The sequence below is a fragment of the Neptuniibacter sp. QD72_48 genome (assembly GCF_047778065.1).
Taxonomy (GTDB): domain Bacteria; phylum Pseudomonadota; class Gammaproteobacteria; order Pseudomonadales; family Balneatricaceae; genus Neptuniibacter.
Map to the genome: position 1 here is coordinate 2,498,538 of NZ_CP180547.1, position 26,111 is coordinate 2,524,648.

Sequence of the window (26,111 nt, forward strand, 5' to 3'; positions counted from 1 at the left end):
CTCAACTTTCAACAAAACTGAAAACTTACTTTCCACTAATAGGATTTCACATAAGTTATTGGTCGTATAACATCCAGTTCTGCTATACTGTCTTTCGATTTTTTTGCTGTTTCGGAGTGATCAATTCCCACATGACTGAAGATGAGTTATTCAGTCGGCTCGCTTCACTTTCATCAGAGCAATTGGACGCCATTCATAACAAGCTGTTACAGAAAGTAGAACAAAAGAAAGCTGAACGAGAGCGACTTAAGAAACTACCCCCGCGAAATTCCAACGATTTGGAAGCACTCGCTGATATACAAGGTTTAGATTTAAGCTCACTGCTACGCGATGCCAAGCGCTATTCCTAAATAGCATCTAATGAATGTAACGTGATAGTTTGTAGCAAAACGATTTTCACGCTTTATCTCGCATAAAGCATTTACACGATTTATTTCTAGATACAGGACATTTTCCATGGGTCTTGCTGATAAAGTATTGGCTGTTAATAACGATCTTCCCATCCGTACTGACCTACCAGTTCATAGCGGCAAGGTTCGCTCTGTTTACTGGCTGACTAAAGAAGACAGCCAACGTCTAATCAAAGAGAAAGGCTACAACGTTCACGAAGGTGCCGAACTTGCAGTCATGGTGATCAGTGACCGTATTTCTGCCTTTGAATGCATCTGGACAGGTCAAGGCGGCATGCAAGGCGTACCAGGTAAAGGCGCTGCGCTAAACGCAATATCTAACCACTGGTTTAAACGATTCCGCGAAAACGGGCTTGCTGACAGCCATATTCTAGATATTCCTCACCCACTGGTTTGGATTGTCCAGAAAGCAAAACCTATTATGATCGAAGCGATCTGCCGCCAATACATTACTGGCTCCATGTGGCGTGCATACGCAAAAGGTGAGCGCGAGTTCTGCGGCATTCAAATCGCTGAAGATCTAGAAAGAGATCAAAAGCTACCCGAGCTACTTATCACACCATCAACCAAAGGCATTCTAAAAGGTGTTCCGGGTGTACCCGAGGTAGATGATGTAAACATTACTCGTAATGACATCGTCAATAATTTCGAAGCATTCAAGTTCCTACAAGCTGATGATGTTGAACAATATGAAAAGCTTTTGAAAGAAGGCTTTGAAGTAATCAGCAGTGAACTAAGCAAGCTTGATCAGATCTTTGTAGATACCAAATTTGAGTTTGGTTATGTCACTGATGCTGAAGGTAATGAAAAGCTTATCTACATGGATGAAGTTGGCACGCCTGATTCCTCTCGTATCTGGGACGGACCTGCCTATCGCGAAGGCGAAGTGATTGAAAACTCCAAAGAAGTATTCCGTCAGGAGCTTCTAAACCACTTCCCTGACTCAGATATTCTAGTAAATAAAGACCGTATGGAAGAGCGCTACGCACTTGCACGCGACAATGAGCTTCCAGCCTCTTTAATCCAGAAAGTGTCTGACACTTATGTAGGCATTGCAGAGAAGATCATCGGTCAAAAGCTACAACAATCTGATAACCCTAAAGCGGAGATTATTGAGATTCTGCGCAATGAGTACCAATTGATCGATTGATCATTTGTTACAATGCCAGCTCAAAAAAAGGCCGCTTACTTTAAGCGGCCTTTCTTGTTCCATTCTAATATATTCGGACACAGTTTTTACCATCGCCTTTAGCTCGATACAAGGCGCTATCAGCTCGCCCTACCCAACTCTCAATACTCTCACCTTTAGAATATTGAGCAACCCCAAAGCTACTGGTCACAGCGTCAGGTAGGCCAAAGTCATAGTTTTCTATCGCCCCTCTAAACTTCTCAGCTATTGCACCAGCATCTTGCAAATCTGTTTCCAGCATCAAAAAAAGAAACTCTTCTCCACCCCAACGACCAAAGCGGTCAGTCTTACGCGACATACCGGACACTAACATGGTTAATTCAGTTAAAACCTTATCGCCTTTAACGTGACCATAGGTGTCATTAATCCCTTTAAAGTCATCTATATCAAAAAAGATCAACGATAACTTCCAGTCATGGCGTTTCGCCAACGAAGTAAATTCTTCGAGCTCAGTACGCAGTTTACCTCGACTCAAAACCCCTGTTAACGCATCCTTTTCAGCAATAGTCTTTAGCATTTTATTGTAAGAGAGCATATGCAGGTAGCGGTATAACCCGATACCTGCCAATACAGCAACGACCGCTAAAATCCCCCACAACAAGCGGTAATCAACAGAATGCTTATGTTCGATCTGAGCCCATCGTCGATAGATGTTTTTATGCTCTTCAGTAGAAATTGACGCGATTGACTTATTTATTGCATTCATCAAATAAGGAGAGCTATCCTGAACAACTGCGACGCTTATATCCCAGTTATCCCGTAATTGATCACTCAACACTATACTGTCTATCTTTTGGGAACGCAGAACATGAGTAATACTGGTATGCCCCCCCACGAAACCATCAATTTCTGCAGAAAGTAACATCCGAATACCCTCTCGATTTTCTCTGACCGGTACGATTGTCATACCCGGATAACGGTCACGCAAAATATCATGGAACGCAGATTTATCGACCACACCTATAGTCATATTAGGCAATGACTGCGCATCACTATCGGCCCTCAAAGCAACGACCGCAGGAACACTTAAATAGGGGCGAGAAAAGGCCAGATAGTTACTACGATTAATGGTTTGCATAGCACCAGCAATTACCTCACATCTGCCCGTTCTAGCAAACTGGATAGTTTCACTCCAGGTTTTTGTAGGTATGACCTCAAAGGGAATATTCAAGTTACCCAAGATTAACCTGAGGTAATCAGCCGCCATCCCTACATGCCCACCATTCTGGAAAGACTCGTACGGATACCAATTTGGATTAACACAGACCTTAACTTTGCCGCGATTTTGAATATAGGCCAATTCAGCTTGGCTTAGACGAAAAAGATTACTAGGTGGGCGGTAGACAAAATCAGAGAAGTCATAGCCAAGGAAAATACTACCAGTGATGAGATAGACCTGAGCCATCTCGTTGAATTTGTTCACCGATAACGTGCCAAAGTTACCATCCTTATCAAAGGCAACTTTTTTCAGCTCTTGCCCTTCAAAGACCAAGGCTTCGATACTTTTACCTTGAGAATTATAACTATCAAAAATAACTTGTGCAGTTTCTTGAATATTATCAAAGGCATACATCCAACCTTTCATCGAGGCACGATAAAACTTGTCGACGATTTCAGGCTTTTTTTCAATGTACTCCCGAGAAGTAAACAGAATATCTGAGTACATATCAAAACCGTAATCCTTAGGGTGGATAATATTGTACTCAACCCCCTGCTGATCCATTAGATAAGGCTCATTAGAAATATACGAGGCCATTGCATCCGTTTTGCCGTCGATAAGATCTTGTACGTTGTAACTATGTTGCTGCTGTTCAAAGTCCGAAATCGTAATACCTGCCTGCAACAGCATCGCAATAATTTCACCTACCTTTTTAGCATCATTGGTGATCATTATTTTGCGATCTTTTAGATCGGACGAGAGCAAAATACCTGAATCTTTTCGACTAAGGAGCATCAACGGCGATTGTTGATAAGCAGCAAACATTGCTACCACATCTGCACCAGCGTTTTTATCGATCAACAACGAGGTACGACCTACACCAAACTGGCTCTTTCCCGAGGTCACCTCTCCAACCAAATCAATACTAAAATCAAACTCTTTTAATGAAACATCTAAACCTTCTTCTGCATAAAAACCTTTTTCAATCGCCATGTAATAGCCAGCGAATTGAAATTGATGCTTCCATAACAACTGCAAACTTATTTGTTCTTGGGCGTGTACAGAGGTAACGACAAAGTACAATAAGATCACTCGAACAATAATGCCCATTGAGTATTCCTTAAACAACAGTAATGCGCTTTTCTAGTGTAGAACAGAGAAAAAGAATTAAAACTTAGGAAGTATAATTTATTGGAAATTCCATTATCAAATTAGATCAAAACTTATCCACTTTTTTGACCGGCCAACATACGCTTATTTCTTTATCGATCACACACTAACCGTATGAAAATCATACATTTTCTATAATAAATCATACAAAAAATGATCAACATCTAAATTAATATAAGATAATTTTAATTAATAGTTGTAATAAAACATTGAGCAGCTATAACTATAGTAACAGTGGATGTATGCAGTAGTTAGGTTACTGTTTGGTCTGTGGGGGACCGGCCAGGGATCTGAACAATACAAGTTCAAAGGCTCTAATAATTTTCTCACCGAAAGGTATGAGGACATATAATGTTATTAAGCGGTTTGAGCATTCGCACTAAGCTCGTTCTTACATCCATACTTCCGATTATTGCTGTAGCCATCATTATCGCCACCTCTCTAAATGAGCTAAAACAGGCCGACGATGGGGCAGCACGTATCTATGAAGACCGTGTGGTACCTCTAGAAGATTTAAAACTTATCGCAGATGATTATGCGGTTTTTGTTATCGACGCGGTTAACAAAGCTAATGCTGGGATCATGACCGGTGAAGAAGCTTTAAAAGGCGTTAAAGACGCACGAGCTGAGATTTCTGAAAAGTGGCAAAAATATATGGCCACAACTCTAACAGCTGAAGAGGAACAGCTAGCCAAAGAAGCTGAGACCTTATTTGTAGCTGCGAACCAATCCTTAGATAGCCTCGAAAAAGCTATGAGCGGTATGAGTAGCGGTTACATTGCCGGTCAATTACAGGATTTCGATGGTCCTCTATATGACACTATTGACCCGATTAGTGAAAAAATTGCAGAGCTTATTAGCCTTCAGCTACGCGTAGCCTCTGAAGAGCGCGAAACCATTAGCAATGCTTACGATACAGCAATCATTATCATGATCGCTTTAGGCGTAGCTGTTGTAGCTCTACTCGGCATCCTTAGCAAGTTAGTTTACCACTCTGTAAAAACCCCCCTAGATGCTTTAAGCAATTCGATGGATAAAGTAGCTAGCCAGTCAGATCTAACCGCCAATGTACCTGTACAAGGCAATGACGAACTCACTGAAATCAGCACTAACTTTAATAAAATGTTAGGCCACCAGCGTAAACTAATTGGTGATATTGGTAACGCCACTCAACAACTTGCGTCTGCTGCAGAACAGATGTCTTCAATCAGCTCACAAGCTAATCACAGCATTAATAATCAGCGGCTAGAAATTGAACAAGTGGCAAGTGCCATGAATGAGATGGTATCCACTTCTCAAGACGTAGCAACCAATGCAGAGCATGCGGATAGCCAAGCGAAAATGATGCTTGAGCAAGCTTCACAAGGTAACGAAATCGTATCAGCAGCAGTTTCCGCCACCAACTCGCTAGTAGGTAACGTTTCTCAGGTATCTGAACGTATTACTGCCGTTGAGAACGATAGTGAGAGCATCGGTTCTATCATTGGTGTAATCAATGACATCGCTGAACAAACCAACTTGCTAGCACTCAACGCAGCGATTGAGGCAGCACGTGCGGGTGATCAAGGTCGAGGCTTCGCCGTAGTAGCCGATGAAGTTAGAACACTAGCACAGCGTACTCAGCAATCCACAACTGAGATTGAAAATGCAATAGAGCGCCTTCAATCCGGTACACGGACTGCTGTATCAGCAATGGAACAGAGTCAACGCGAAGCTGAACAAGCGGGTAGCAAAGCATCTGAAGCTGGTGATGCATTACAGGGCATCTCTGAGGCAGTGGGTATGATTACCGATATGAATACTCATATCGCCTCTGCAAGTGAGGAGCAAACTAGCGTAGCCGAAGAGATCAACCGATCACTCGTTGCTATCAATGACGCATCGCAAGAATCCGCAGACGGTGCAACTCAGATCTCAGCAGCCAGCGAGCAATTATCTCGCCTATCTGTTGATCTGAATGGGAAAGTGAGTCAGTTCAAGATTTAATATCTCTGACTCAGCTGTTTAAAGCGCCCTTTAATGAGGGCGCTTTTTGTTTATAGGGAAGAACCATGCAACTGTTTAACGCCTATCACGCCCATATCTATTTCGATGAAAGCAGTTACGCCAAAGCCGAATCACTTGTACTAAAAGCGAGCGAAGCGTTAGAGGTTAAAGCAGGTAGGCTTCATCAAAAGCCTGTAGGCCCGCATCCAGTAGGCAGTTGCCAACTGAGTTTTACTGGCACCCAGTTCGCGGAAGTTGTCCAATGGCTGAATTACCATAGAGACAATCTAGATGTCCTTATTCACCCAGTGACTGGGGATGACCTTAAAGACCACCGTGATTACGTCATGTGGTTAGGAAAATCTTACGAAATAGATCTATCTATCTTTATTAAACGGCAGAAACAATCTAATCCAACGTCGCTATAAAAGCGCGCGCACGCTGCTTGCCAAGTTCGATAAGTGGCTCAGCTTTATGGAATTCCAAGATACCGCAGGCATTTCGAGGTATCTCAATTACGCCATCCGGCGGATACGCTGCTAGCTTCTGCCTAGCAATAGTTCCCTGCATGGTATCGAAGGCCTGATGGGCCACATCGTACATACTCAATGAGCGACCCTCCTCTTCATCTGACTTATATAGTTTTTCGACAAAGCTATGCACGCGCTCTTTGAAACTACGATCCGTTTCCTCTTCGTGCCTCTCCTCAATAAAGAGACCGTGCTCAACTGCGCCGCCTAAATTTACGGCAAAAATCTGATCGGTTTGATCATTAAAACAAGGCGCTATAGGAACCGGATTTAGAATACCGCCGTCCACTAGAAAAGAATCACGGTAAGGCACGGGAGAGAAAAACATCGGTAAAGAAATAGACGCCCGAATCGCATCAAAAAGTGATCCAGAGCTCATCCAAACCTCTTTTTCATCATCGATATCAGCAGCGATTGCAGTAAATCGAATAGGCAGATCTTCAATTTTCCAATCGCCGACTAACTGGACTAAGGTGTCCATTATCTTATCGCCCTTCACAAGGCCATCAGATCGCCAAGTCAAATCGAGCAAACTTAGGATATCCGTCTTATCAATCGCCCGGACCCAAGCCTCAAATTCAGCTAATTTGCCAGCAGCGTATACCCCACCAATCAAAGCGCCAATAGAACAACCGGAAATCGATTCAATCTTATATCCAGCTTGTTCCAGTTCATGAATAATACCTATATGAGCTAGACCCCTAGCACCACCGCTACCCAGTACTAACGAAATAGACTGATCTTTCATAAATTAAGCATTCCTTACCTTTTCATGTCCCCTGGCGACTACGCTAAGTCACAACAATTTAAGATCGCTAATGCACCGTACAGACCATACAAGGATCAAAAGACCGAACAATATGTTGAACTGACACCGGTTCTTTTTCTCCATCCTGCACAGGCGCGCCGACTAAAGCTTGTTCTAAAGCTCCCGGCACGGATTGGCTATCTCTCGGTGAGAAATTCCATGTCGTAGGCGCAATGATTTGATAATTACTGATCTTACCTTTTTCAACACTGATCCAGTGTCCTAGACTTCCTCGAGCAGCCTCAATCATACCTACTCCGGAACCCTCTTTTGGCAACTTTCCTTGATGACAAAAATCAGCCTGTGGATTCAGTTGCGCAGCCCATTTCTGCATCTGAGGGATCACCAATGCTAATTCCAACAGTCTCGCAATAATACGATTTTCAACATTACCACCAGAATGGTTTATAAGGTCAGTGATGAGTGGATGGCCATTAATAAGCTGACGTGAAAGTGCGCCAACTTCCATTACTTGGCGATTAAACCTTGGCGCTTTACACCAAGTGTACGCGTCTTCATTAGCTAACGACGGGTTCGTCTTACCCTCTTGAGGCGGTAATGGTTCAGGCTCGGATTCCATCCAAGAGTAAGCAAGGTCTTCAGTGATAGAACTTGGTGCTAATACGCCAGTTTCCCCATGGAAATTCACACCCGGTTTAAACATCGGTTTGCCCTGCAGCGGATAATTCCCATAACTTAAAAATTGATTAGTACTACGGCCTAAATTGCTCAGTTCCAAATCAGCACTTAAATGCAAGAACGTGCGGAAATCGCTCTGACTCCAATGCTCTTTTGAGTACCATTTTTCTAGCGCTGATAGAGAATCTAACTCACCCACCTCTTCTAGGTCAGCACCAAATAACTGCTCTTCAAGAAAGCCTCTAAACGCAGATAGAATGGTTAAGAGCCTAATTCTTTCTTGAGATTCGATTGGTTTCGTTGTCCCACCTGGTTGAAGACTTAAGGTATGTGGCCACTTACCAGCCATCAAGCCCATCAGATGTAGAAACTCAACACGAGCAGGTAGCATCGCGCGTGTTGCTGTGCCCGTTTTAGCTTTAAAGCGCTTACTCACAGCCTCAAACCAATCCTTACCTGCATAAATATCGCGACTAAAATCAGGCATAAAGAACAGATAAAAGTGCGTCAGGAGGTCCGTCATATTTTCGTTAGCTAACACGAGATTAGTCGCTAGCTCGCCATTCTCTGGCATTTCTAGCTGCATCATATCCGCTAATGCTCTGGCGCAAGCGACTGATTGACTTACCGAGCAGATACCACAGATACGTGGGGTATACACCAACGCATCCATCGGATTTTGCCCATGCATAATCCGTTCAAACCCTCTAAACATTGGAGAGTTCACTCGCGCCCCATTTACCTGTCCTTTGGCAATATCTAAGCTAACTTCCAGATCCCCTTCCACACGATTGAAAGGACCCACAACTATTCGGCTCATATCTAACTTTTTCTCTTATGGACTGTGGGTGGATAGATCAATGTTTCCGAAGTCGCATTCTTGCGCAAACGATCCGGCGTCGCCGCTTTTGAAAGGGAAGCTAAAGCGACAAACCAAGCTTTAGGCATATCTGTAGGTAACCCTACCGGAATACCGGCAACTTTAGGGGTCTGCATAAAACTATGCATAGGTTCTTCAAACTCGGGCGCTGTGCAATTAATGCAGGCATAGCCACCTTTGGTACATGAGCCCTCCCCATTCCAAGGACGGGTATTACAATCCGCATGCGCTTGGGTACCAAGGCACCCCATATTTTCCATCATGCAGCCTAGGTCGCCAGGGTTTTCCGCACTGGCTTTGTACTCATAGAATTCATTGCGACTGCAGCCATGATGCACCAAATGATCAGCATACATGCGCGGTCGACCAAATTGATCTACTGCCTCTTCTGAGTGCTCTCCTAACGCTAAGCTAATTAAGGTTTCTGTTACCCAATTAGGATGAACTGGGCAGCCAGATATATTGATCGTATTAAAACCAGAAACAGAGCGGTATTCAGCCCCTAAAATGCCACCAGGGACCTCCCCTTCAAACTGTAAACCTGCAGCATCTGTAATATTCTCGCCTGCTGCTGATATGCCGCCATAGGCCGCGCAAGAGCCAATCGCGATCGTATATTTTGCTTTCTGTGCTAATTTTTGGACCCAAGTCATCATCGACGTATTAGTGCCGCCTAACATATGAAAACGGCCCGTACCATCAGGGCCTCTGGGCACAGCCCCTTCAATACATAAAGCATCTAACTTAAGTTCATTTTCGAGGATTTTTTCTAAAAGCTCTGTTACTTCTGAACCAGTCTCTTCACTCAACGATGGGTGCCATAACAGATTAATATTGGCGGCTTTGAAGGTAGACATTAGATCAGGCGATTCAGCATTCAGGAGCGACATAGAGCAGCCACCACAACCTGCAGACTGAAGCCAAAGAAGATTAAACATCCTTCGCCTCCTCAGTTGGTAACACTAAAACAGCCATTGCCCCACCTTCATCACGGTTAAAGATGCGCAGTTCACCGCCGTGCTCCGAAACGATTCCATAACTAATCGACAAACCTAAGCCAGTCCCCTGACCGACAGGCTTAGTGGTAAAGAAGGGGTCAAACAAGCGAGATAGATCATCTTCACAAACTCCTGGCCCTGTATCGCTAACCTTAAATTCGACTCTGTCCTTAAATGATTCGGCCTCTAGGGTTAAACATTGCCGCTCACAACCTTGCATGGCATCAACGGCGTTTTGTACGAGGTTCACAACGACTTGGTGGATTTGGCCAGAATGCCCAACCGCTTTTAAGTCTGAAGGGATAAGATCAACAACCTCTACCGGCTGTTTACTCTCTTTAATAATCCAGTGCAGCGCCGTTCTGATCACATGCGTGAGATCAAACAAGGTTTTCTCAGACTCTTGAGTTGAAGAGAACTGCTTAAGGTCATTAACGATCTCTTTAACTCGATCCGCCCCTTCCATAGTGCCAGCCACCAACGAATTAAGATCACGAATTAATTTATCTAAACGTAATTCTTCACGCATCTCTTTGAGCTGGTCTCGAGGCTGCCCCTCGTTTATTGCATCAAAATACTGACTTAATCGATCAGTATAGCGCTGTAGTGCATGCATATTGCCATAGACAAAACTGATCGGGTTATTCAGCTCATGAGCTACACCGGCCACCAAGCGGCCTAGCGAGGCCATCTTTTCTGATTGCACCAAACGCTCTTGAGCCAACTTAAGCTCGGCATGGGCGCTATTTAGTTCGATATAGGCTTTTTGCAGCTCACCCAAAGGGCGGCCGATTAACACCATGCCCACTAATCGACCACGATGATTTTTACGTGGTGAGCAATTCATTGAAAGCGGTATAGAACCCTCCACCCCATGCAGTTCAATTTCGCAATCACGCACAGGCTGAACCCGTACCTGATTAATCAGTCCATTAACTTTTTGCAAAAAACGGGGATCAACTAGATCTGTAAAGTGATTGCCAACCAGCTCTTCACCTAACTTGCCTGTTAACATCTCTAAAGCGCGGTTAACTTGTTGTATCTGCCCTAAATGGTCACAAACAATCAGCACATCACTCATAGAGCTCTGAACACTATCCAGGAACTGCTTATTTTCTTGCAGTTCGGCATTCTTCTCTTCAACTTCTACTTGAGAATGCACAAGATCAGCATACGCTTCATCCATTTTTCGGATAACACTAACCCAAGCATCATCGACACCCGGATCAAGCTGCGGCGCATCGTTATTCTTATCTGACATAGCGGCTCTTTAACTCAAAACACTCGTGACCTTTAAACAGACGATACCTTTAAGATTCCTGTTCCTGCTGGCAAGTAAGGCAATATAGGGACTCAGGTCGTGCACTTAATCTCGCAAATGAAATCAACTCCCCGCAACCTTCACAAAATCCATATTCTTCATTATCTATTTTGTGCAAGGCGTCTTCGATCAGTTGAATGCGCTCTTGGCACTGACGCAAGTTTGCTTTCGCCATACTTTGCTGTTGCAATGCATCACCTCTAGATACACGGCCAAATGCTTGCTGATCGAGATTCACAGGTTCCGCAGCATGCTTGAGCGCAGAAGCTTCCTCACCTAGTTCATCACGCAACTGATGGAGCTGTTTAAGTAATGTATCTACTTGAGTTTCATCAATAAAATCAGCCATATACGCCTCATACGAATCCAGCTTCAATAAACCTAATATACAGTTTACGGTTTTAGCAATAATGCAGGTATTACTTATATTCTAAGGTCAGTACAGCGTGGCATAAATAATTCATATTAAAAAGACTGAATTACTACGAAAAGGAACAGGATTGAAAAGAGATAGGAAAGGAGGAATTGTGTAATCTCTACCGAAATACAGCAAAAGACTCTGCCATATTTCGATAGAAAAGCTCAATGCTAGATTATTGAGCTAGAAGCACTTCAACTGCCTCTTTAATAGTCGCTTCATCACAGTCAGTACAAGTGCCGCCTTTTGGCATAGCACCTTTACCCTGAATAACGGTCTGAACCATTGCATCAATGCCAGCCGCACTACGTTTATCCCACTCTGCCTTATCACCAGGTTTTGGTGCATTACCTACACCTGCCACATGACAGCCTTTGCAATGCTTATCGTAAACAGCTTGGCCGTCAGCCTGTATTCCGAAAGAAACAGCTACCAACAAGCCACAAGCGATACCCTGAACTAACTTACCCATAAATCCACCTCACTGAATTTTTAATTTTCATTCAACAGCAAATTCAATTAAAAATCCTTGATCCAGCGCATAAAGACTAAAAGGTCTGTTCAAATTTCAACAAATTCCATCCGATGGGTGAATTTTGGTGATACAACAATTTATGGTAGCGTTGAACCACTATAGGGATTAAGTGAGCTAATTGTGAAAGCGCAAACACTCCGCATATGGAACAGGCAATACCTCGCACCTGCGTTAATCAGCGCAATTATTACGCTATTTATCACTCTATTTATTAGCTATGAACAGGCTGAACAACACAAGCAACTCCAGCAACGTGATCTAAAAACCAAAGCTCGACAACTGTCTGAATGGCTCGATATCAACTACAGCATCATTAACAACGTACTGATCGATTTAGAAAAACTTAGCAATCAATGCAGCGAAGAGATCCTATTCGACATGCGCAGCATTATGTTTAACGTCGCCCCTGTTGTAGAGATGGGTATTATTGATGCTGATGGTCAGCTAATCTGCACAAGCTGGAAAAAACACGAAAAGCCTATCTTCGTCACCCCCCCCCCAAGCCAACTCGGTTTACGCTTCCTAGGCCCCGTAAATGTCGAGTATATGAAACAACCGGCTTTTGTACTTGCGCGAAGTCTGAAACAAGGAGGGGAAGTTAACGCTCTCGTCAGAATTAGTTGGCTTAAGAACCAGTTACAGAACCGCTCTAGTGAACTTGGCTTTACCGGCCTAATCCATAGCGATACTGGGCGACCAATTATTATGAATGGACCTTATGCCAGGCCTCAATCTGGCTTGAAACTACCTATAGATCAACCCAAAGTAGTGGAAGCTGAATTTAATAACGGACTTGAGCAAGTTGCCGCCTATAGCCCACTTATTACCTTTCCTGAATTAAGCGTGGTTATAAGTGACGAGAAACAGATCATCTTTGGTGATCAAAGAAACTTAAGCATACAAGGCATTGCCCTATGTTTAAGCGTTTGGTTTCTGCTCACTCTACTTTTCCAATACCTTATTGTCTATTTATCAGACAGCGCCCACTTACTAAAAAAAGCGATCAAGCATGGTGAATTTTTCAACCTCTATCAGCCACTGATCAAAGCTTCAGATAAACAGATCATGGGCGTTGAGGTATTAATGCGCTGGCAACATCCAGCTGAAGGCTTAAAAAACCCTGTTACTTTTATCCCAGAAGCAGAAGAAAAAGGATTTATAAACAAGATGACTTCACAGCAGCTTAAAAACTGCTACGACGAGTTACGCCCTATCCTACTAAGCCATCCAGACTTCATAGTAACCATCAATATATCCTCAAATCATCTACTAGACGCTAAATCAGTACGAGAGCTAATCCACTACAAAACCCTCATTCCTAACTTGGTTCTAGAAGTTACGGAAGATGTATTGGTCGATGGTGAAGACGATCGAATTCAGAAAGCCTTTATCAAATTAACGGCAGCAAGTATCGAAATCGCTATAGATGATTTTGGCACTGGCTACTGTGGCCTGCATTACCTCGGCCAACTACCGGTTAAATACCTAAAAGCGGACAAATGCTTTATCGCATCCATCGGGACTGATTCGATCAATAGTCATATATTAGAGATGATTGTAAGTTTGGCGAAGAAGCTAGATCTAATCACTATCGCAGAAGGCGTAGAAACACCACACCAAGTTGCCCATTTAGATAAACTCGGTATCGAAATACACCAAGGCTGGCATTACAGTAGAGCCATACCTGCCCATGAACTACTTCAGCTGATTAAGATTTCCGAACAACGATCAAAGCGGGATATTGAAATCGAAGAAGAAGCCACTTGTTAGGTGTAGAACTATCACTGTAGGCGCCAAAACTGGTCTCTTTTTGAATGGGTGTAGACATACGCCCTACATCCCAAAACAATGCCTTTAGACTAAATCCCGCCCCCTTTCATCGAAAATTTCGAAGTAAAACACCTATAAAAACTGTTCAAAACAGATTTATTCTAAGTAAATATACTCCAAACAACATCAGAACATTGGAGTGTAGTCATGAAAGCCATTTTGAAATATCCATTAGAACTCTCTGACAAAACCCAAACTCTGACCCTAAGAGAAGGTTTTAAACCCGTTAGATTTGAGTATGTTATTTCGGATCAATCACTTTACTTATGGGTCGAAGAGCCACTACTCAGCTCCATCCCTTCACAACGTTTTAATTTCAAAGTAAAAAGAACGGGCGAGCCTGTAAATGATCAGTTCTCTTATCTGTTAACCGCTCTAGATTCTTTTGGTCCAGAGGCTTATCACCTGTTCATGGTAGAAGAAGACAAGGTAACTGAATCTAGACATAAACCAACTGTGTTAAAAACAGTTCAGCATTCCATTGCCTCTTAAGCACTTCCCCTTTTGATGAGGGTTATACTTACTAATCATCTCTGAGTTCACTACCAAGGGTGAAACCAATTTATGAGTAAGTACAACCTTCGTCATCTTTATTTCTTTTGGCTAGTCGCTAAGGAAGGATCGATAGCCAAAGCCAGTGAGATTGCAGATTTAACGCCGCAAACAATAAGCAGCCAAATTTCTTCTCTAGAAGAATCCATTGGTGGTCTGCTGTTCAAGCGAAAAGGCCGAAACTTACTTATTACCCCTTTAGGCAAGCAAGTCGCTCGATACGCCGATCAAATGTTCAGCATTGCAGAGGAACTAGATCGTTTTCTGGAGGAAAAGCCACAAAACAGACCTACAAACTTAAACGTTGGCATATCATCTTCGATCCATAAACTCATAGCCTATCACCTTATCGAACCTGTATTTGACATTGATCAGGAAGTAACACTAAACAGCACAACGGGAATCCCCGCTCAACTGCTAACACTGTTAAGCCAGAAAAAGATCGATCTACTACTGACTGACGAACTCCCTGAATACAATTCAGATTCCAATCTGTTCATCTATAAACTCGATTCATCGACCGTATCATTGTTTGCAGAGCCTAAAAAAGCAGCCGAGCTACGCGAGAACTTCCCCATCAGTATGGATAAAGAAACCTTCTTATCCAATGCAATTAATGCCCCTTGGTTTGCCCAACTAATTCAGTGGTTTGAAGAACACCAAATAAGGCCATATGTAAAAGCACAAATTGATGACAGTGCGTTAATTAAAGTCTTCGGGTCTAAAGGACATGGGGTGTTTGCTGCACCTACAGTAATAGCTGAAGAAGTCTGCCGCCAATATAGCGTTGAGTGTATTGCTGAAATTACCGAGGTAACTGATGACCTCTACGGAATTACACGCAGAAGCAGCTCAAGTAACCCAACGATCAACGCCATATGTAAACGAGATACGTCTCTACAAATCTAAAATTCCCGATAATCCACAGTAGTGATCACAAATCAGCTAACGCATACCTGCTAAGTTTTAACTAAGTTTCATTTATTACTCTATGCTCAGAGCTTGGCCCCCAAGCGTATAAATTCTAATTAAACATAGAGAGAAAATGTCATGTCATCGACAAATTATTCCGCCGCAAAGGGTGCTTCTAAATCTCATGTCGAGGCCAATATAAAGCTAGATGAATGCAAAGGTCACTGGAGTTGGGCAAACATAACTGCAATGGCTCTTGGATTTATTGTCTTTCCCATCTTAGGGCTAGCAATTTTGCTATGGACAATATTAGGTAATCCTATTCAGGAACTGCCAAGTTGGACACGAAAGAAATGGCAGCAACTTTTACGCTTTCGCTCGACTGTTGAAAACAAAGAAACTAACAACAGTGTATTTAACGAATTCCAACAAACCCAATATGAAAGCATTAGTAGAATGAAAGAAAAGATAAATAGACGCGAAGATGCTTTCCGGACGTTTAGAGCAGATGCAAAGCGTCGTGAAGATCAACAGGAATTTGATGCATTTATGTCCAATCTGAGTAAATCAGATAAAGATGATAGCTAGCTCTCATTAACACCACCGCCTAATGCGCGGTGGTTTTGAGGTAATTAAGCTTTAATAACCAATAAGTTTGTTGGTTTAAGAGATATACAGTTATCCTGAGATCAATGCTTTCTAAAATAGGTTAAGAAGCATGAGCTCTAGATTAAAGAGAAATAATGGTTAACAGATGAAACTGCTGCTGATTGAAGATGATCCGCTGATTGGGCATGGTGTTTCCCAAGCAATGACGGAGTCCAATCAAAATATTGAATGGATTCAACAAGCTGCGGGCGCTTTGGACTTACTGAAATCTGGTGACTATGACGCCTTGCTACTTGACCTAGGGTTACCTGATCTAGATGGTTTCGAAATTTTGCGTCAAATCCGTCAAGCAGGTTTAGGTATCCCAGTTATTATCATTACTGCCCGAGATGGAGTCGACGATAGAATTAATGGGTTGGACCTAGGTGCAGACGATTATCTCATCAAGCCCTTCTCAATAGCAGAATTGCAAGCACGTTTGCGCGCGATTAGCCGTCGAAACCAAGGAGCTGGTACTCCAGTACTTGAAACCTCAAGTATGAAGTTAGATGTGAAGAACGCTACCGTCATCGTTGAAAGGGAAACATACCAACTGTCTGCTCGAGAATTCGCTTTGCTAGAAACCTTAATGATGCGAGCAGGGCAAACGTTTAACCGCGAACAATTGGAATCAAAAGTTTATGGTTTGGATGATGATATCGCTAGCAACGCGATTGAGTTCATCATTCATGGTCTACGTAAAAAATTGGGCAAAGGCAGCATTAAGAATATTCGAGGACTTGGTTGGATGGTGCAACCTTGAAACATTCAGCCTTAAAACACACATCCTTACAACGTGACCTTAGAAAATGGTTACTGATTTTAGTCGCCACCTTTTGCGTCGTCGGTTCTTTAATCTCTTTTGCTGCCGCATATATCCAAGCAAAAGAGCTCCAAGATGACCTTTTAGAGCAAATCGCTACTTGGCTGCAAGCAGGCAATTCTATTAACACACAGTCACTAAGATATGATTTAGATGATGAGTCTATCGTCGTCCAATCCTTAGCAGTTACCCAGCCATTACAATTTCCAACCGATCTAGAATCGGGCCTTGGCTATGTAGATATTAATGAGGCTACTTGGCGCATTTTAGTCGTGCAACATCAAGATCAGTTGTACGCGATTGCTCAAGAGACGGATATCCGTGAAAAGCTGGCTTTAAGCAGCGCCCTCGCCTCTGCTATCCCCATGCTGCTGTTATCCCTATCTTTGTTAGTTGGGCTTCAAATCATCATAAAAAGACTGTTACGGCCAATTAATCAGTTAGCAGCAGAGGTAAACCAACGGGATAGTGATGATCTGACCCGATTACACACCGATCATGTGCCTGAAGAAATAACACCCTTTATTCATGCTATTAACCGATTAATGGGGAGAGTTGAACAAGGTATTAAACGCCAACAACGCTTTATTGCTGATGCTGCACACGAGTTAAGAACACCTGTCTCTGGGTTAAGCATTCAAGCTGAAAATTTACAAAATAATAAACAAGCCGATGTCTCCAACTTACGTTCTGGATTAAACCGCTTACAGTCTCTGGTCGAGCAATTGCTGAACTTAGCCCGATTACAAGCTGATACACCAACACGTGAAGAGGTCATTTCAGTGAACGAGTTACTGCAAGATGTCGTTATCAGCCTGCACCCCATAGCAGATCGAAAAGAACAGGACCTTGGGGTGGAAAAAATAGAAACCATAAAGATTACCAATAGGGATAACCACTTATGGCATATTTTTCAGAACGCCATCAGCAATGCCATTGAGTATTCTCCTGAGGGGAAGACAATCAATGTTTCTCTGTATGAAGAAGACAACCAGCTTGTATTTATTGTTGATGATAATGGTCCAGGTATTGATTCTGAAACCATGAAACATGTCTTTGAGCCGTTCCATCGCGGTCGGTCCCATGCCAATAAAAGCAACGGTCTAGGTCTGGCGATCTGCGAAGAAATTTCGCGAAAAAACAGAGGACGTTTAATTCTGGAAAACCTTGATCAAGGCGGTATGCGATTCCGTTATCAGCAGCCTTTATCTTAGGCTGTCTAGCCGCCTGCTCTAGCCCAGCGGCAAAAGAAGATAAGCTACGCCACTTATATTTAACGCCCTAAGTCTCTCCTAAGTTTGATTATTTACCATACCCTTATTGCCAGCATATGGCGTCATCTAAACATAGAACTATTTCTTCCAAGGCGTTGAAACTCATGACCAAAAAAGAGCTGTTACTGCTAATAGGCCTTACAGGCCTAGCTTTTGCTGAATTCTATTACATGAAAGATTTCAGCGTTTCTCTATACGGCCCACCGAACATCTCTAAAGGCGAATTAGCCTTCAATGTAAATTGCGCTGCATGCCATGGAGAAAAGGGGCTGGGGGATGGAATCATGTCGAAAGCGATCGCTATCAAGCCCGACAATATCTATCAGGAATTGACCGACCCTTTCAGCTTTAAGGCTGAATTAATTAATTCAGTTTTGGATGGAGATATAAGCCAAGATGGGGTTATGCCGGCATTTAGAGGAGCTCTAACGGTAGAACAAATAAACGATATTTTTGGTTACATTGTTCACATCAATGAAGCCGAGTCTTAGGTTATGCATTCCAGACAAATCTACACGCCTTTGACAATCGGCTCATTCTTTATTGCATCAATCACTGGCGTACTGATGTTGTTCGAGCTTTCCTCAGGCGGTATTCGCGCCACTCACGAATGGATGAGCCTGTTATTCGTAGTCGCTAGCTCATTTCATATTTATGCCAATAAACGGCCTTTTATAAAGTGCTTTGCCAGTACGCCTCTGCTCATTATCATCGTTTCAGTTTTAAGCGGGATCTCACTCTATGCTGTTTCTTTTAATGATCTCTATGCAGCAAAAGCATCCTTCCAGCTTTTAACCGATATAGAGAGCTCTACTCTTCTTCCTATACTCGATATAAGCCATGAAGAATTTTTAGTCAGACTAACAACTATCGGGATAACTGAATCGAAACCTGAGCAATCACTGTATGAAATTGCTCAACTTCACGATAGAGATGTCCATGACATACTAGAGCTTCTGGTCAGTCCATAGTGAATACTGTATTCGAGACGATACAATCAAAAAAGCCCCTGCTAATCAGCAAGGGCTTTTTAAATGAGAGCTAACTTAGGCTTAGTAAGTCACGCGAGCAGTACCTGCACGGGTTAGCACCCTTACACGATCGCCTGCTGCGAAGGCTGGTCCACCGTCCATCTCTTGAACGATAGATACCATATTGCCATTGTCTAAGCGCACAGTGATCTCCTGTCCTTGTGCACGTGTTAGCATCTCTTCTGCTTTTTTACCTGCGACACCACCAGCAACTGCACCTAATACCGTTGCGATATCTTTACCGCTGCCACCACCAACATTGCTGGCTGCGATGCCACCCACTACAGCACCTGTAGCACCACCGACTACACCAGCGGTTCCTTCAATAACTACAGGAATGGCAGATTGCACAACACCGTACTGAACTTGCTGAACTTGGCGTGCTTCACTACGCGAATAGGTTGTACCGCTTAAATTACTTACACAACCACTTAGTGTTAGCGCACATAGCATTGTCACAACAACTGCATACTTACTCATAGGTGTATCCTCTTACCTGATCTTCATATCAGATGATTTGTTCGGGCCAAAATCCCTTTCTACTATCAATTACATTTTAGCAATTAATACCCTGAAACCGTTTTATAGCCTACTCGAGCCTGTCCATCCATATTTGATTATCCCTATAGACAGCCTTTAGCCAGATTCGATCCACGCCGACCCATAAATATTAATTACTGAGCTTACACCTTGAGCATTTACCTAAGATGAACCAACTCAGTTGAAGCGTTTATTGATATTCACCATAGAGCCTAGAGTAGAGGCCATTACTTTGTAGCAACTCCGAATGATTGCCCTGCTCGCAGATTTTGCCATCTTCAAACACATAGACATGATCGGCTTGTTTTACTGCACTTAAACGGTGAGCCACGATGATGGTAGTGCGATCTTTTAGAAAGCTCTTTAACGCCTGATGCAAATTCAACTCGGTCTCTGCATCCAATGCCGAGGTTGCCTCGTCTAATACGACAACTTTAGGGTCACTTAACAGCATCCGAGCAATAGCGATACGTTGTCGCTGCCCTCCGGAGAGCCTTACGCCCTGCCGCCCAACCTGCGTATCTAATTGTTGCTCTAGAGACTCAACAAAGGGTTTTAGCTGGGCTACATCTAAGGCATTCCAAAGCTCTTCATCTGAATAGCTTTTACCCATCGTCAGATTGCTACGAATCGAACCGTTAAACAGAGCAGGATGCTGGAGTACGGTTGCAACGTTATCTCGAACGCAAGCCAGTCCGATCTCTTTGATCGATACACCATCAAAGAACATCTCCCCTTTCTCGATGGGGTATAAACCCAACAGTCCCTGTACTAAGGTTGATTTACCGCCGCCACTGGCTCCCACTAAAGCAATCTTTTGCCCTGCAGGGATATCCACCGAGACGCCTTTGAGTACCTCGACACCGGTTTCATAACTGAAGTGAATATCTTGTAATTTAACCGCGACAGTCTTCTTGCCTTCAAATGGATTAACCTTGGCCGGGTACTGCGGTTCTTCTTTAAAATCTGCCAAATTGTTGATCCGCTGCAGAGCGGCTTTAGCAGCGTAATAACTGTATTGGATGCCTAAAATCTCTTGCACTGGCGCCATCATAAACCAGAGGTAGCCAAACACAGCCATCATCTCACCGATGGTCAGATCGGAGAAAACCACCATTAGCATTGAAACCGCTCTAAAGAGATCAACGCCGATCATGAACAAGACAAAGCTTAAGCGATTGGCCGCATCGCTTTTCCACTCAAACGCAGTTGAATGATCACGTACGGTTTTGGCTTCTGCGATCAGCCCTTTGAGATAATGCTGTTCGCGGTTACAGGCACGCAGTTGTTGGATATTGTCCAAGGTTTCGGTTAATGCCGACTGGAACACCTCAAACGCTTTATTTTCCTGACCTTTAAGGTGCTTAACCCGTTTAGCAACCATGGTAGTGAAATAGATCACTACGGGATTAAGAAATAAGATAAACAGCGCAAGTTGCCAGTGCATCCACAGCAAAATAATGGCAGTACCTAAGATAGATAGGGATGCAATCAGCAAACGACTGAGCGAGCTACCGATAAAGCGATCTACAGTATCTAGATCGGTCACAAAGTGAGAGGAAACCGCACCGCTGCCGACAGTTTCGTATGCGGCCATTGAGATCTTTTTAAGCCGCTCTAATAAGCCAACCCGAATCCGATAAGTGACATCTTTAGAGATAATGCTGAATTGGCGCGCCTGCCAAACGTTCATCATCAGGGCGACTAAACGCAAAAACAGTGTGACAAACAGAATCACACCGATAAACAGCACCGGCCCATGCCATTCAGATGGGAACATAGGGCCGACAGTTTCGACAATAAACCCAGGTTGATCTAACAGAACTTCATCAACCAACAATGGCATAAACAGTGGTAGCGGAACAGAAACCAAAGCGGCAAAAAAAGCGATAATGTTCGCTTTAATTAGCTCCGTTTTATGCTCAGATGCCACCTTTAAGATATAGCGCCAACTGTAGTACGGCTTCACAAACGATCCTTTTTACGCAAACTCAGTAATAACTAAATTGTACTCGCTAAATTGTGTTCTGGATTAGAATAATTAAATCAAAAAAAAACCCGCAATGTCTGCGGGTTTTCTAATTAGGCTTAGCGGTTATGCTTGTAGCATTTTGTAAAGCTTATCTTTTAACTTAAGGCGCTTAAACTTGGCTGCTTCTTCAGTTTGAGTGCATACCGGCTCAACCTCAGATTCCATTCGCTCAACATCTTTTGTCACCTGATGGTACTCATCGAATAAGCGAGCAAAATGTGCATCTTCCATTTTTAGATTGTGAATACGGTCACGGTGCTCTGGAAATTCGTGAATCAAATCATGATGTTCAATAGGCATTTGATGTTCCCCTTAATCTTTCTTTCTTATCTCTTTGACTTCAGTCTCCTCCTCTGATGACCACAAAGCATTGACGGACATCAATACAGGTTCCAAACTATAAAAAGAAATATAGAACCAACGAACAAGTCCTAAATATTGGTTCCCTGAAGCGGAGGATAAGACAATGTATGCAGCAATTATGAACACCGCCTTGGGCTCTCTGCTTATTAAAGCCAACAACAGTGCTATTACCTCAATTCATTTCCTGCAAGATAATGAAACAGTGCCCGAACTTTTGGGTAACGCATTAACCAACCAGTGTGTCTCTGAACTAAGCGAATACTTTGCAGGGAAGCGCGTAAGGTTTGATGTTCCACTCGCGCCTAATGGCACAAAGTTTCAACAATCAGTATGGAATGCGTTAAACGATATCCCTTACGGTAAGACCTGTAGCTATGGTGAAGTCGCTAAGAAGATAGGCAACCCGAAAGCCGCTAGAGCTATTGGGATGGCAAACAATCGCAACCCGATCCCCATTATTATCCCTTGTCATCGTGTATTGGGCAGTAATGGTAATTTAACAGGCTACGCAGGCGGACTTGAGAATAAGAGCTATCTGTTAAATTTGGAAACTAAAGACCTGATCTGACCAATCCTTGATTAGGCCAAAATTAGAGACACAAAAAAGGTTGCAGATGCAGCCTTTTTCAATTCGGATAGAGCTTAAACACTCACACTCTGAACAATGGTTTTTGAGGTATCTGCAAGATCTACAGAGGATCGCTCTGTGGCTTGAGCAGCCAACTGAGCAACTTGCGCCGCTTCCTGAATAGACATGATGTTTTGCTTTAATTCTTCCGCAGCATTACTTTGCTGAGAGGATGCAGCGGCGATCATGGTACTCATATCATCAATGCTACCTACACCCGCCATAATCTCTTGCAGCGCAGAACCCGCTTCACCGGCTTTATCAACACAGCCTTTTGCTGAGTCCTGACTTTTCTCCATCATCGACATCGCCTGAGCGGCTTCGCCCTGAAGCTCTGCGATCGTGGTATCGATCTCTTTAGTAGAAAGCTGAGTACGTTTAGCTAGCTCTCGTACTTCATCCGCCACAACGGCGAATCCACGTCCCTGCTCACCGGCACGCGCCGCTTCGATTGCGGCGTTCAATGCCAACAGGTTGGTTTGATCGGCTATCTCGGAGATTACTGAGGTCTTACTCGCGATCTCTTCTGTCGCCTGACGCAAACTATCAATCTGCTGAGCCGCTTGCTCAACATTATCTGCAAGGTGGTGAATCGCATCGATTGTACCTTTTACAATCGAGTGACCTTGATCGGCTGTATTGGTCGCTTGTTTAGTTTCTTCGGAAGTAGTTCTTGCATGCTGCGCCACCTCTTCAATAGCAATAGAAAGGTTTTGGATATGCGCTGAAACATCTTCAATTTCTAAGCTCTGACGTTCGATCGCTTGATTGGCCTGACGCGCAATACCGATCGTATCTTCACCCTGCTGATTTAGCTCTTTGGCCGAATAAGTAACACGGGCATTGGCAGAGCGGATTCGCGCCTGATCTACCATGGTACCTAGATAGATCGAACCCACTTCACTCACTGAGTTTGCGTACATCTCTTCTAGTACTTTTGAATCTAGCATACGCTTAGCACGGGACTGCAGGTACCTTAGAGGGCCTAACCAGTGATAGGACAAGCCTGCACATAATATAAAAGCACCTAGGCCTGCACCCATTGTGATCATCGGTGACCACTGTGTGAAGTAGCCTGCGCCCATAGGAATAAGCACCGCTAACAACAACATAATGATGATCTTGGTCTGAATAGACATATCATGCATCGAGATACGACGACTGTTGTTATTCAGTCGGCTATAAACATCGTTAGCGCGAGAAACTTGACCGGAGGTAGGCACTGTTCGAACAGATTGATAGCCGATTGTTCGCCCGGACTCCACAATAGGAGTCACATAAGCATTTACCCAGTAGTAAGAGCCATCCTTACAACGGTTTTTAACTATACCGATCCAAGGCTTATTCTCTTTTAACTTAGACCACAGGTCGCCAAAAACCGGTGGGGGGACATCTGGATGTCGAACAACATTATGAGAGCGGCCAATTAACTCATCCCGAGTAAAACCTGATATATCCACAAAGGCATCGTTTACAAATGTTATCTGGCCTTTTAAATCCGTGGTGGAAATCAGCGGCGTATCGTTACTGAATTTACGCTCTGTATTATTGACGGGTTGGTTATTTTTCATCTCAGCCCCTGTTACATCTCAATAGCTATTTTTTCTTATATTTCAATTATCTAACATTAGAATATATAGGGTTATTCTATTGAGAGATAGTGCTACTTTAAGGGAATTTGATCTAACTCATCAGACCTTATAGTCGGTCAAAAATAAAAAAGCGACCGAAGTCGCTTTTGTTATTTATCTGCTTTAGAGCCACCTAAACATTTAGGTGATGGCGCAACCGCCTGCCCTCTATCATGCCACTCTTGTTGAGTGAACAAATGCATCGACAGTGCATGAATTGGGTTGTTCATCCGGTCAGATAGGAAACTAAAAATCAGCTGGTGACGCTGGACTTTACGTTTGCCTTCAAAGTCATCAGATACAACCGTCACTTTGAAGTGAGAGTCCGTTGCAGGGCCAGAATGCATATGGCTCTCGTTCTCTATAACAAGATGCTCAATCGCCAGACCATCTTCTAGTCGATTTCTAATTACCGCTTCTATACTCATTTTTTACTCTTTTTACTTTCATCCATTCTTTCCACCTCTTCTGTCGCCATTTTTAAGAAGTGTCGATGGATTTTACGTGTCGTTAATGCAACAGCGCCGATTACAACAGGTACCGAGATACCTAAAATCAGATCTTTGTTCAGATCTACACCAGAGTTATACACGGCATCTAATAGGTATTTAATTAAACCAATAGTGTAGTAACTGATTGCTGCTACGGATAGGCCTTCTACCGTATGTTGCATCATTAGTTGAACTTTAGAGCGCTGATCCATAGAAGCCAACAGCTCTTGGTTTTGCGATTGGATCGATAGCTCTACGCGTGTACGCATCATCTCTGCAACACGGTCGATACGACGGGATAGATCCTCAAGACGATTACTGGTCGCACGACAAGTTTTAACCGCGGGAGTTAAACGACGGGTCATAAACTCGGTAATAGTTAAGTGACCAGAGACTTCATCTTCTCGCAGCTCTTCTAGGCGTTTAATAACCAGATCGTGGTAGGCATACGTTGCACTGAATCTAAAGGTTGCTCGTGCTCTGCAGTCTTCCACCCAAGATGCCATATCGGTAAGGCGGAACAGCAATTCCTGCTCATCGATATCACCACTGTGGGCTAGATGATCGGTAATATCAGCCAGCTTTTGGTCCATATCGCCAAGCGTTGGATTGATCTCTCGCGCAGTCGGCAATGAAAGCAATGCCATCAAACGGTAGGTCTCAATCTCCATGATACGCTGAGTTAATCGACCTAACTGGCTATCACTCATCTGCTTGTTGTAGATCAGGAAACGACCGAAGCCATCACTGTGCATCTGGAAGGTCGTCCAAACGCGGGCATCGCCATTTTGCGGACTACTACCGACTAGGCGCATGCCTTCGAAGAAGCGTTTTACTAATGGCAGATTCAACTCATGTGTTTGTCGCGCATCTTCTACAGAAACGTGGAAGGCCGACATCACAGTACCTGGAATGTCAGCAAGCCAACCTTCCGGTAGCGGTGTTAGTCCAGTGACTTCAAATGGGTTACCGCCCTGCTCTATACCTGTATTGATAAAGGTATAAGTAGTGAACTCCATGTGCTTTTCACGGCGCACTCGTAGATTACCGAAGTCCGCGTGGTAACAAAGTTCATCAACTTCAGGTGGCTCAACACCAAAATGCTTAAACAACTCCTGCAGGTGTGCAAACTGCTGTTTGCTCTCTTCAGGATTACACATCACTGCTAGATGGGTAATGCGAGCCGGACTTGGAATAACCTGGAACGGGCGCGAGTGTAATTCACTGTACAAACGCTCCCGCATTGGGTGCATTTTCAGTCCATGAGGGTTAACAATCTGCTCCATAAAATCTCCAAAAGCCCTTAACTAACG

The 26,111-nt window shown here is 43.5% G+C and carries 26 protein-coding genes; 13 read left to right on the plus strand and 13 right to left on the minus strand.

The window, feature by feature from the left end:
* Positions 1-131: 131 nt before the first annotated feature.
* Together ACMXYX_RS11310 and ACMXYX_RS11315 are read left to right on the plus strand one after the other, a co-directional pair.
* Positions 132-350, plus strand: a complete 219-nt coding sequence (locus ACMXYX_RS11310; RefSeq protein ID WP_415896544.1) for a hypothetical protein — start codon at positions 132-134, stop codon at positions 348-350.
* A gap of 106 nt (positions 351-456) precedes the next feature.
* Positions 457-1,560: a phosphoribosylaminoimidazolesuccinocarboxamide synthase gene (locus ACMXYX_RS11315; RefSeq protein WP_415883965.1), complete on the plus strand. Its 1,104-nt coding sequence runs from the start codon at positions 457-459 to the stop codon at positions 1,558-1,560.
* A 64-nt stretch (positions 1,561-1,624) separates the two neighbouring features.
* Here the strand turns inward: ACMXYX_RS11315 and ACMXYX_RS11320 are convergent, their stop codons facing one another.
* Positions 1,625-3,868, minus strand: a complete 2,244-nt coding sequence (locus ACMXYX_RS11320) for an ABC transporter substrate-binding protein (protein ID WP_415896545.1) — start codon at positions 3,866-3,868, stop codon at positions 1,625-1,627.
* A gap of 411 nt (positions 3,869-4,279) precedes the next feature.
* Between ACMXYX_RS11320 and ACMXYX_RS11325 the strand changes: the two genes are divergently transcribed.
* Positions 4,280-5,914 (plus strand): methyl-accepting chemotaxis protein, encoded by a 1,635-nt coding sequence (locus ACMXYX_RS11325; protein ID WP_415883962.1) that lies wholly within the window; start codon positions 4,280-4,282, stop codon positions 5,912-5,914.
* Positions 5,915-5,979: 65 nt separating this feature from the next.
* A complete protein-coding gene (locus ACMXYX_RS11330; protein WP_415896546.1) occupies positions 5,980-6,342 on the plus strand; it encodes a DOPA 4,5-dioxygenase family protein in 363 nt (120 codons plus the stop codon).
* On the opposite strand, the gene ACMXYX_RS11335 is transcribed toward ACMXYX_RS11330, so the two are convergent.
* The 6 genes from ACMXYX_RS11335 to ACMXYX_RS11360 all read right to left on the minus strand — a co-directional run bounded on the left by ACMXYX_RS11335 (position 6,323) and on the right by ACMXYX_RS11360 (position 11,980).
* Positions 6,323-7,192: a patatin-like phospholipase family protein gene (locus tag ACMXYX_RS11335; RefSeq protein WP_415896547.1), complete on the minus strand. Its 870-nt coding sequence runs from the start codon at positions 7,190-7,192 to the stop codon at positions 6,323-6,325. The two genes, ACMXYX_RS11330 and ACMXYX_RS11335, sit on opposite strands and share 20 nt — an antisense overlap.
* Positions 7,193-7,259: 67 nt before the next feature.
* Entirely contained in the window at positions 7,260-8,711 is a 1,452-nt protein-coding gene (locus ACMXYX_RS11340) for a nickel-dependent hydrogenase large subunit (RefSeq protein ID WP_415896548.1), read from the minus strand.
* A gap of 2 nt (positions 8,712-8,713) precedes the next feature.
* Complete coding sequence (locus ACMXYX_RS11345) at positions 8,714-9,709, minus strand: HupU protein (RefSeq protein ID WP_415896549.1); 996 nt, start codon at positions 9,707-9,709, stop codon at positions 8,714-8,716.
* Positions 9,702-11,030 (minus strand): ATP-binding protein, encoded by a 1,329-nt coding sequence (locus ACMXYX_RS11350; RefSeq protein ID WP_415896550.1) that lies wholly within the window; start codon positions 11,028-11,030, stop codon positions 9,702-9,704. Before ACMXYX_RS11350 ends, ACMXYX_RS11345 begins: the two co-directional genes overlap by 8 nt.
* 49 nt (positions 11,031-11,079) lie before the next feature.
* On the minus strand, positions 11,080-11,439 hold the full coding sequence (locus ACMXYX_RS11355) for a TraR/DksA family transcriptional regulator (RefSeq protein ID WP_415896551.1): 360 nt from the start codon (positions 11,437-11,439) through the stop codon (positions 11,080-11,082).
* A 244-nt stretch (positions 11,440-11,683) separates the two neighbouring features.
* Positions 11,684-11,980, minus strand: coding sequence for a c-type cytochrome (locus ACMXYX_RS11360; protein ID WP_415906010.1), 297 nt, complete (start codon positions 11,978-11,980; stop codon positions 11,684-11,686).
* 183 nt (positions 11,981-12,163) lie between these two features.
* On the opposite strand from ACMXYX_RS11360, the gene ACMXYX_RS11365 reads away from it, so the two are divergent.
* The 8 genes from ACMXYX_RS11365 (at position 12,164) to ACMXYX_RS11400 (ending at position 19,053) form a co-directional block, all read left to right on the plus strand.
* Positions 12,164-13,813 carry an EAL domain-containing protein gene (locus tag ACMXYX_RS11365; protein ID WP_415906011.1) on the plus strand — a complete coding sequence of 550 codons (1,650 nt, stop codon included), beginning with the start codon at positions 12,164-12,166 and terminating at the stop codon, positions 13,811-13,813.
* A 207-nt stretch (positions 13,814-14,020) separates the two neighbouring features.
* A complete protein-coding gene (locus ACMXYX_RS11370; protein ID WP_415896554.1) occupies positions 14,021-14,365 on the plus strand; it encodes a hypothetical protein in 345 nt (114 codons plus the stop codon).
* A gap of 72 nt (positions 14,366-14,437) precedes the next feature.
* Positions 14,438-15,334, plus strand: coding sequence for a LysR family transcriptional regulator (locus ACMXYX_RS11375; RefSeq protein ID WP_415896555.1), 897 nt, complete (start codon positions 14,438-14,440; stop codon positions 15,332-15,334).
* Between the two features lie 141 nt (positions 15,335-15,475).
* Positions 15,476-15,925, plus strand: a complete 450-nt coding sequence (locus tag ACMXYX_RS11380; RefSeq protein WP_415896556.1) for a DUF2852 domain-containing protein — start codon at positions 15,476-15,478, stop codon at positions 15,923-15,925.
* 166 nt (positions 15,926-16,091) lie between these two features.
* Positions 16,092-16,748 (plus strand): response regulator, encoded by a 657-nt coding sequence (locus tag ACMXYX_RS11385; RefSeq protein ID WP_415896557.1) that lies wholly within the window; start codon positions 16,092-16,094, stop codon positions 16,746-16,748.
* Positions 16,745-18,022, plus strand: a complete 1,278-nt coding sequence (locus ACMXYX_RS11390; protein WP_415896558.1) for a sensor histidine kinase — start codon at positions 16,745-16,747, stop codon at positions 18,020-18,022. The genes ACMXYX_RS11385 and ACMXYX_RS11390 overlap by 4 nt, the downstream gene beginning before the upstream one ends.
* 164 nt (positions 18,023-18,186) lie before the next feature.
* The gene (locus ACMXYX_RS11395) at positions 18,187-18,573 is read left to right on the plus strand and encodes a c-type cytochrome (RefSeq protein ID WP_415896559.1); all 387 of its coding nucleotides are present in this window, start codon (positions 18,187-18,189) and stop codon (positions 18,571-18,573) included.
* Between the two features lie 3 nt (positions 18,574-18,576).
* Positions 18,577-19,053 (plus strand): DUF4405 domain-containing protein, encoded by a 477-nt coding sequence (locus ACMXYX_RS11400; RefSeq protein ID WP_415906012.1) that lies wholly within the window; start codon positions 18,577-18,579, stop codon positions 19,051-19,053.
* A gap of 81 nt (positions 19,054-19,134) precedes the next feature.
* Here the strand turns inward: ACMXYX_RS11400 and ACMXYX_RS11405 are convergent, their stop codons facing one another.
* From ACMXYX_RS11405 to ACMXYX_RS11415, 3 genes are all read right to left on the minus strand, one after another.
* Entirely contained in the window at positions 19,135-19,593 is a 459-nt protein-coding gene (locus ACMXYX_RS11405; RefSeq protein WP_415896561.1) for a glycine zipper 2TM domain-containing protein, read from the minus strand.
* Between the two features lie 250 nt (positions 19,594-19,843).
* On the minus strand, positions 19,844-21,622 hold the full coding sequence (locus tag ACMXYX_RS11410) for an ABC transporter ATP-binding protein (protein ID WP_415896562.1): 1,779 nt from the start codon (positions 21,620-21,622) through the stop codon (positions 19,844-19,846).
* Between the two features lie 126 nt (positions 21,623-21,748).
* On the minus strand, positions 21,749-21,985 hold the full coding sequence (locus ACMXYX_RS11415) for a YdcH family protein (protein ID WP_415881731.1): 237 nt from the start codon (positions 21,983-21,985) through the stop codon (positions 21,749-21,751).
* A gap of 166 nt (positions 21,986-22,151) precedes the next feature.
* Here ACMXYX_RS11415 and ACMXYX_RS11420 point away from each other — a divergent pair, with 166 nt between their 5' ends.
* Complete coding sequence (locus ACMXYX_RS11420) at positions 22,152-22,616, plus strand: methylated-DNA--[protein]-cysteine S-methyltransferase (protein ID WP_415885195.1); 465 nt, start codon at positions 22,152-22,154, stop codon at positions 22,614-22,616.
* A gap of 74 nt (positions 22,617-22,690) precedes the next feature.
* Here ACMXYX_RS11420 and ACMXYX_RS11425 read toward each other — a convergent pair whose 3' ends face one another.
* The 3 genes from ACMXYX_RS11425 to ACMXYX_RS11435 form a co-directional block, all read right to left on the minus strand.
* Positions 22,691-24,247, minus strand: a complete 1,557-nt coding sequence (locus ACMXYX_RS11425) for a methyl-accepting chemotaxis protein (RefSeq protein ID WP_415881733.1) — start codon at positions 24,245-24,247, stop codon at positions 22,691-22,693.
* Positions 24,248-24,417: 170 nt separating this feature from the next.
* Positions 24,418-24,735 (minus strand): BolA family protein, encoded by a 318-nt coding sequence (locus ACMXYX_RS11430; protein WP_415881734.1) that lies wholly within the window; start codon positions 24,733-24,735, stop codon positions 24,418-24,420.
* The gene (locus ACMXYX_RS11435; RefSeq protein ID WP_415881735.1) at positions 24,732-26,084 is read right to left on the minus strand and encodes a DUF3422 family protein; all 1,353 of its coding nucleotides are present in this window, start codon (positions 26,082-26,084) and stop codon (positions 24,732-24,734) included. The genes ACMXYX_RS11430 and ACMXYX_RS11435 overlap by 4 nt, the downstream gene beginning before the upstream one ends.
* Positions 26,085-26,111 lie beyond the last annotated feature (27 nt).

Coding starts and splice junctions, on each gene's coding strand:
- ACMXYX_RS11370 (WP_415896554.1), top strand. CDS start 14,021: ATGAAAGCCATTTTGAAATATCCATTAGAACTCTCTGACAAAACCCAA.
- ACMXYX_RS11435 (WP_415881735.1), bottom strand. CDS start 26,084: ATGGAGCAGATTGTTAACCCTCATGGACTGAAAATGCACCCAATGCGG.
- ACMXYX_RS11395 (WP_415896559.1), top strand. CDS start 18,187: ATGACCAAAAAAGAGCTGTTACTGCTAATAGGCCTTACAGGCCTAGCT.
- ACMXYX_RS11320 (WP_415896545.1), bottom strand. CDS start 3,868: ATGGGCATTATTGTTCGAGTGATCTTATTGTACTTTGTCGTTACCTCT.
- ACMXYX_RS11385 (WP_415896557.1), top strand. CDS start 16,092: ATGAAACTGCTGCTGATTGAAGATGATCCGCTGATTGGGCATGGTGTT.
- ACMXYX_RS11315 (WP_415883965.1), top strand. CDS start 457: ATGGGTCTTGCTGATAAAGTATTGGCTGTTAATAACGATCTTCCCATC.
- ACMXYX_RS11430 (WP_415881734.1), bottom strand. CDS start 24,735: ATGAGTATAGAAGCGGTAATTAGAAATCGACTAGAAGATGGTCTGGCG.
- ACMXYX_RS11420 (WP_415885195.1), top strand. CDS start 22,152: ATGTATGCAGCAATTATGAACACCGCCTTGGGCTCTCTGCTTATTAAA.
- ACMXYX_RS11360 (WP_415906010.1), bottom strand. CDS start 11,980: ATGGGTAAGTTAGTTCAGGGTATCGCTTGTGGCTTGTTGGTAGCTGTT.
- ACMXYX_RS11415 (WP_415881731.1), bottom strand. CDS start 21,985: ATGCCTATTGAACATCATGATTTGATTCACGAATTTCCAGAGCACCGT.
- ACMXYX_RS11340 (WP_415896548.1), bottom strand. CDS start 8,711: ATGAGCCGAATAGTTGTGGGTCCTTTCAATCGTGTGGAAGGGGATCTG.
- ACMXYX_RS11335 (WP_415896547.1), bottom strand. CDS start 7,192: ATGAAAGATCAGTCTATTTCGTTAGTACTGGGTAGCGGTGGTGCTAGG.
- ACMXYX_RS11345 (WP_415896549.1), bottom strand. CDS start 9,709: ATGTTTAATCTTCTTTGGCTTCAGTCTGCAGGTTGTGGTGGCTGCTCT.
- ACMXYX_RS11400 (WP_415906012.1), top strand. CDS start 18,577: ATGCATTCCAGACAAATCTACACGCCTTTGACAATCGGCTCATTCTTT.
- ACMXYX_RS11350 (WP_415896550.1), bottom strand. CDS start 11,030: ATGTCAGATAAGAATAACGATGCGCCGCAGCTTGATCCGGGTGTCGAT.
- ACMXYX_RS11405 (WP_415896561.1), bottom strand. CDS start 19,593: ATGAGTAAGTATGCAGTTGTTGTGACAATGCTATGTGCGCTAACACTA.
- ACMXYX_RS11330 (WP_415896546.1), top strand. CDS start 5,980: ATGCAACTGTTTAACGCCTATCACGCCCATATCTATTTCGATGAAAGC.
- ACMXYX_RS11310 (WP_415896544.1), top strand. CDS start 132: ATGACTGAAGATGAGTTATTCAGTCGGCTCGCTTCACTTTCATCAGAG.
- ACMXYX_RS11355 (WP_415896551.1), bottom strand. CDS start 11,439: ATGGCTGATTTTATTGATGAAACTCAAGTAGATACATTACTTAAACAG.
- ACMXYX_RS11325 (WP_415883962.1), top strand. CDS start 4,280: ATGTTATTAAGCGGTTTGAGCATTCGCACTAAGCTCGTTCTTACATCC.
- ACMXYX_RS11425 (WP_415881733.1), bottom strand. CDS start 24,247: ATGAAAAATAACCAACCCGTCAATAATACAGAGCGTAAATTCAGTAAC.
- ACMXYX_RS11380 (WP_415896556.1), top strand. CDS start 15,476: ATGTCATCGACAAATTATTCCGCCGCAAAGGGTGCTTCTAAATCTCAT.
- ACMXYX_RS11375 (WP_415896555.1), top strand. CDS start 14,438: ATGAGTAAGTACAACCTTCGTCATCTTTATTTCTTTTGGCTAGTCGCT.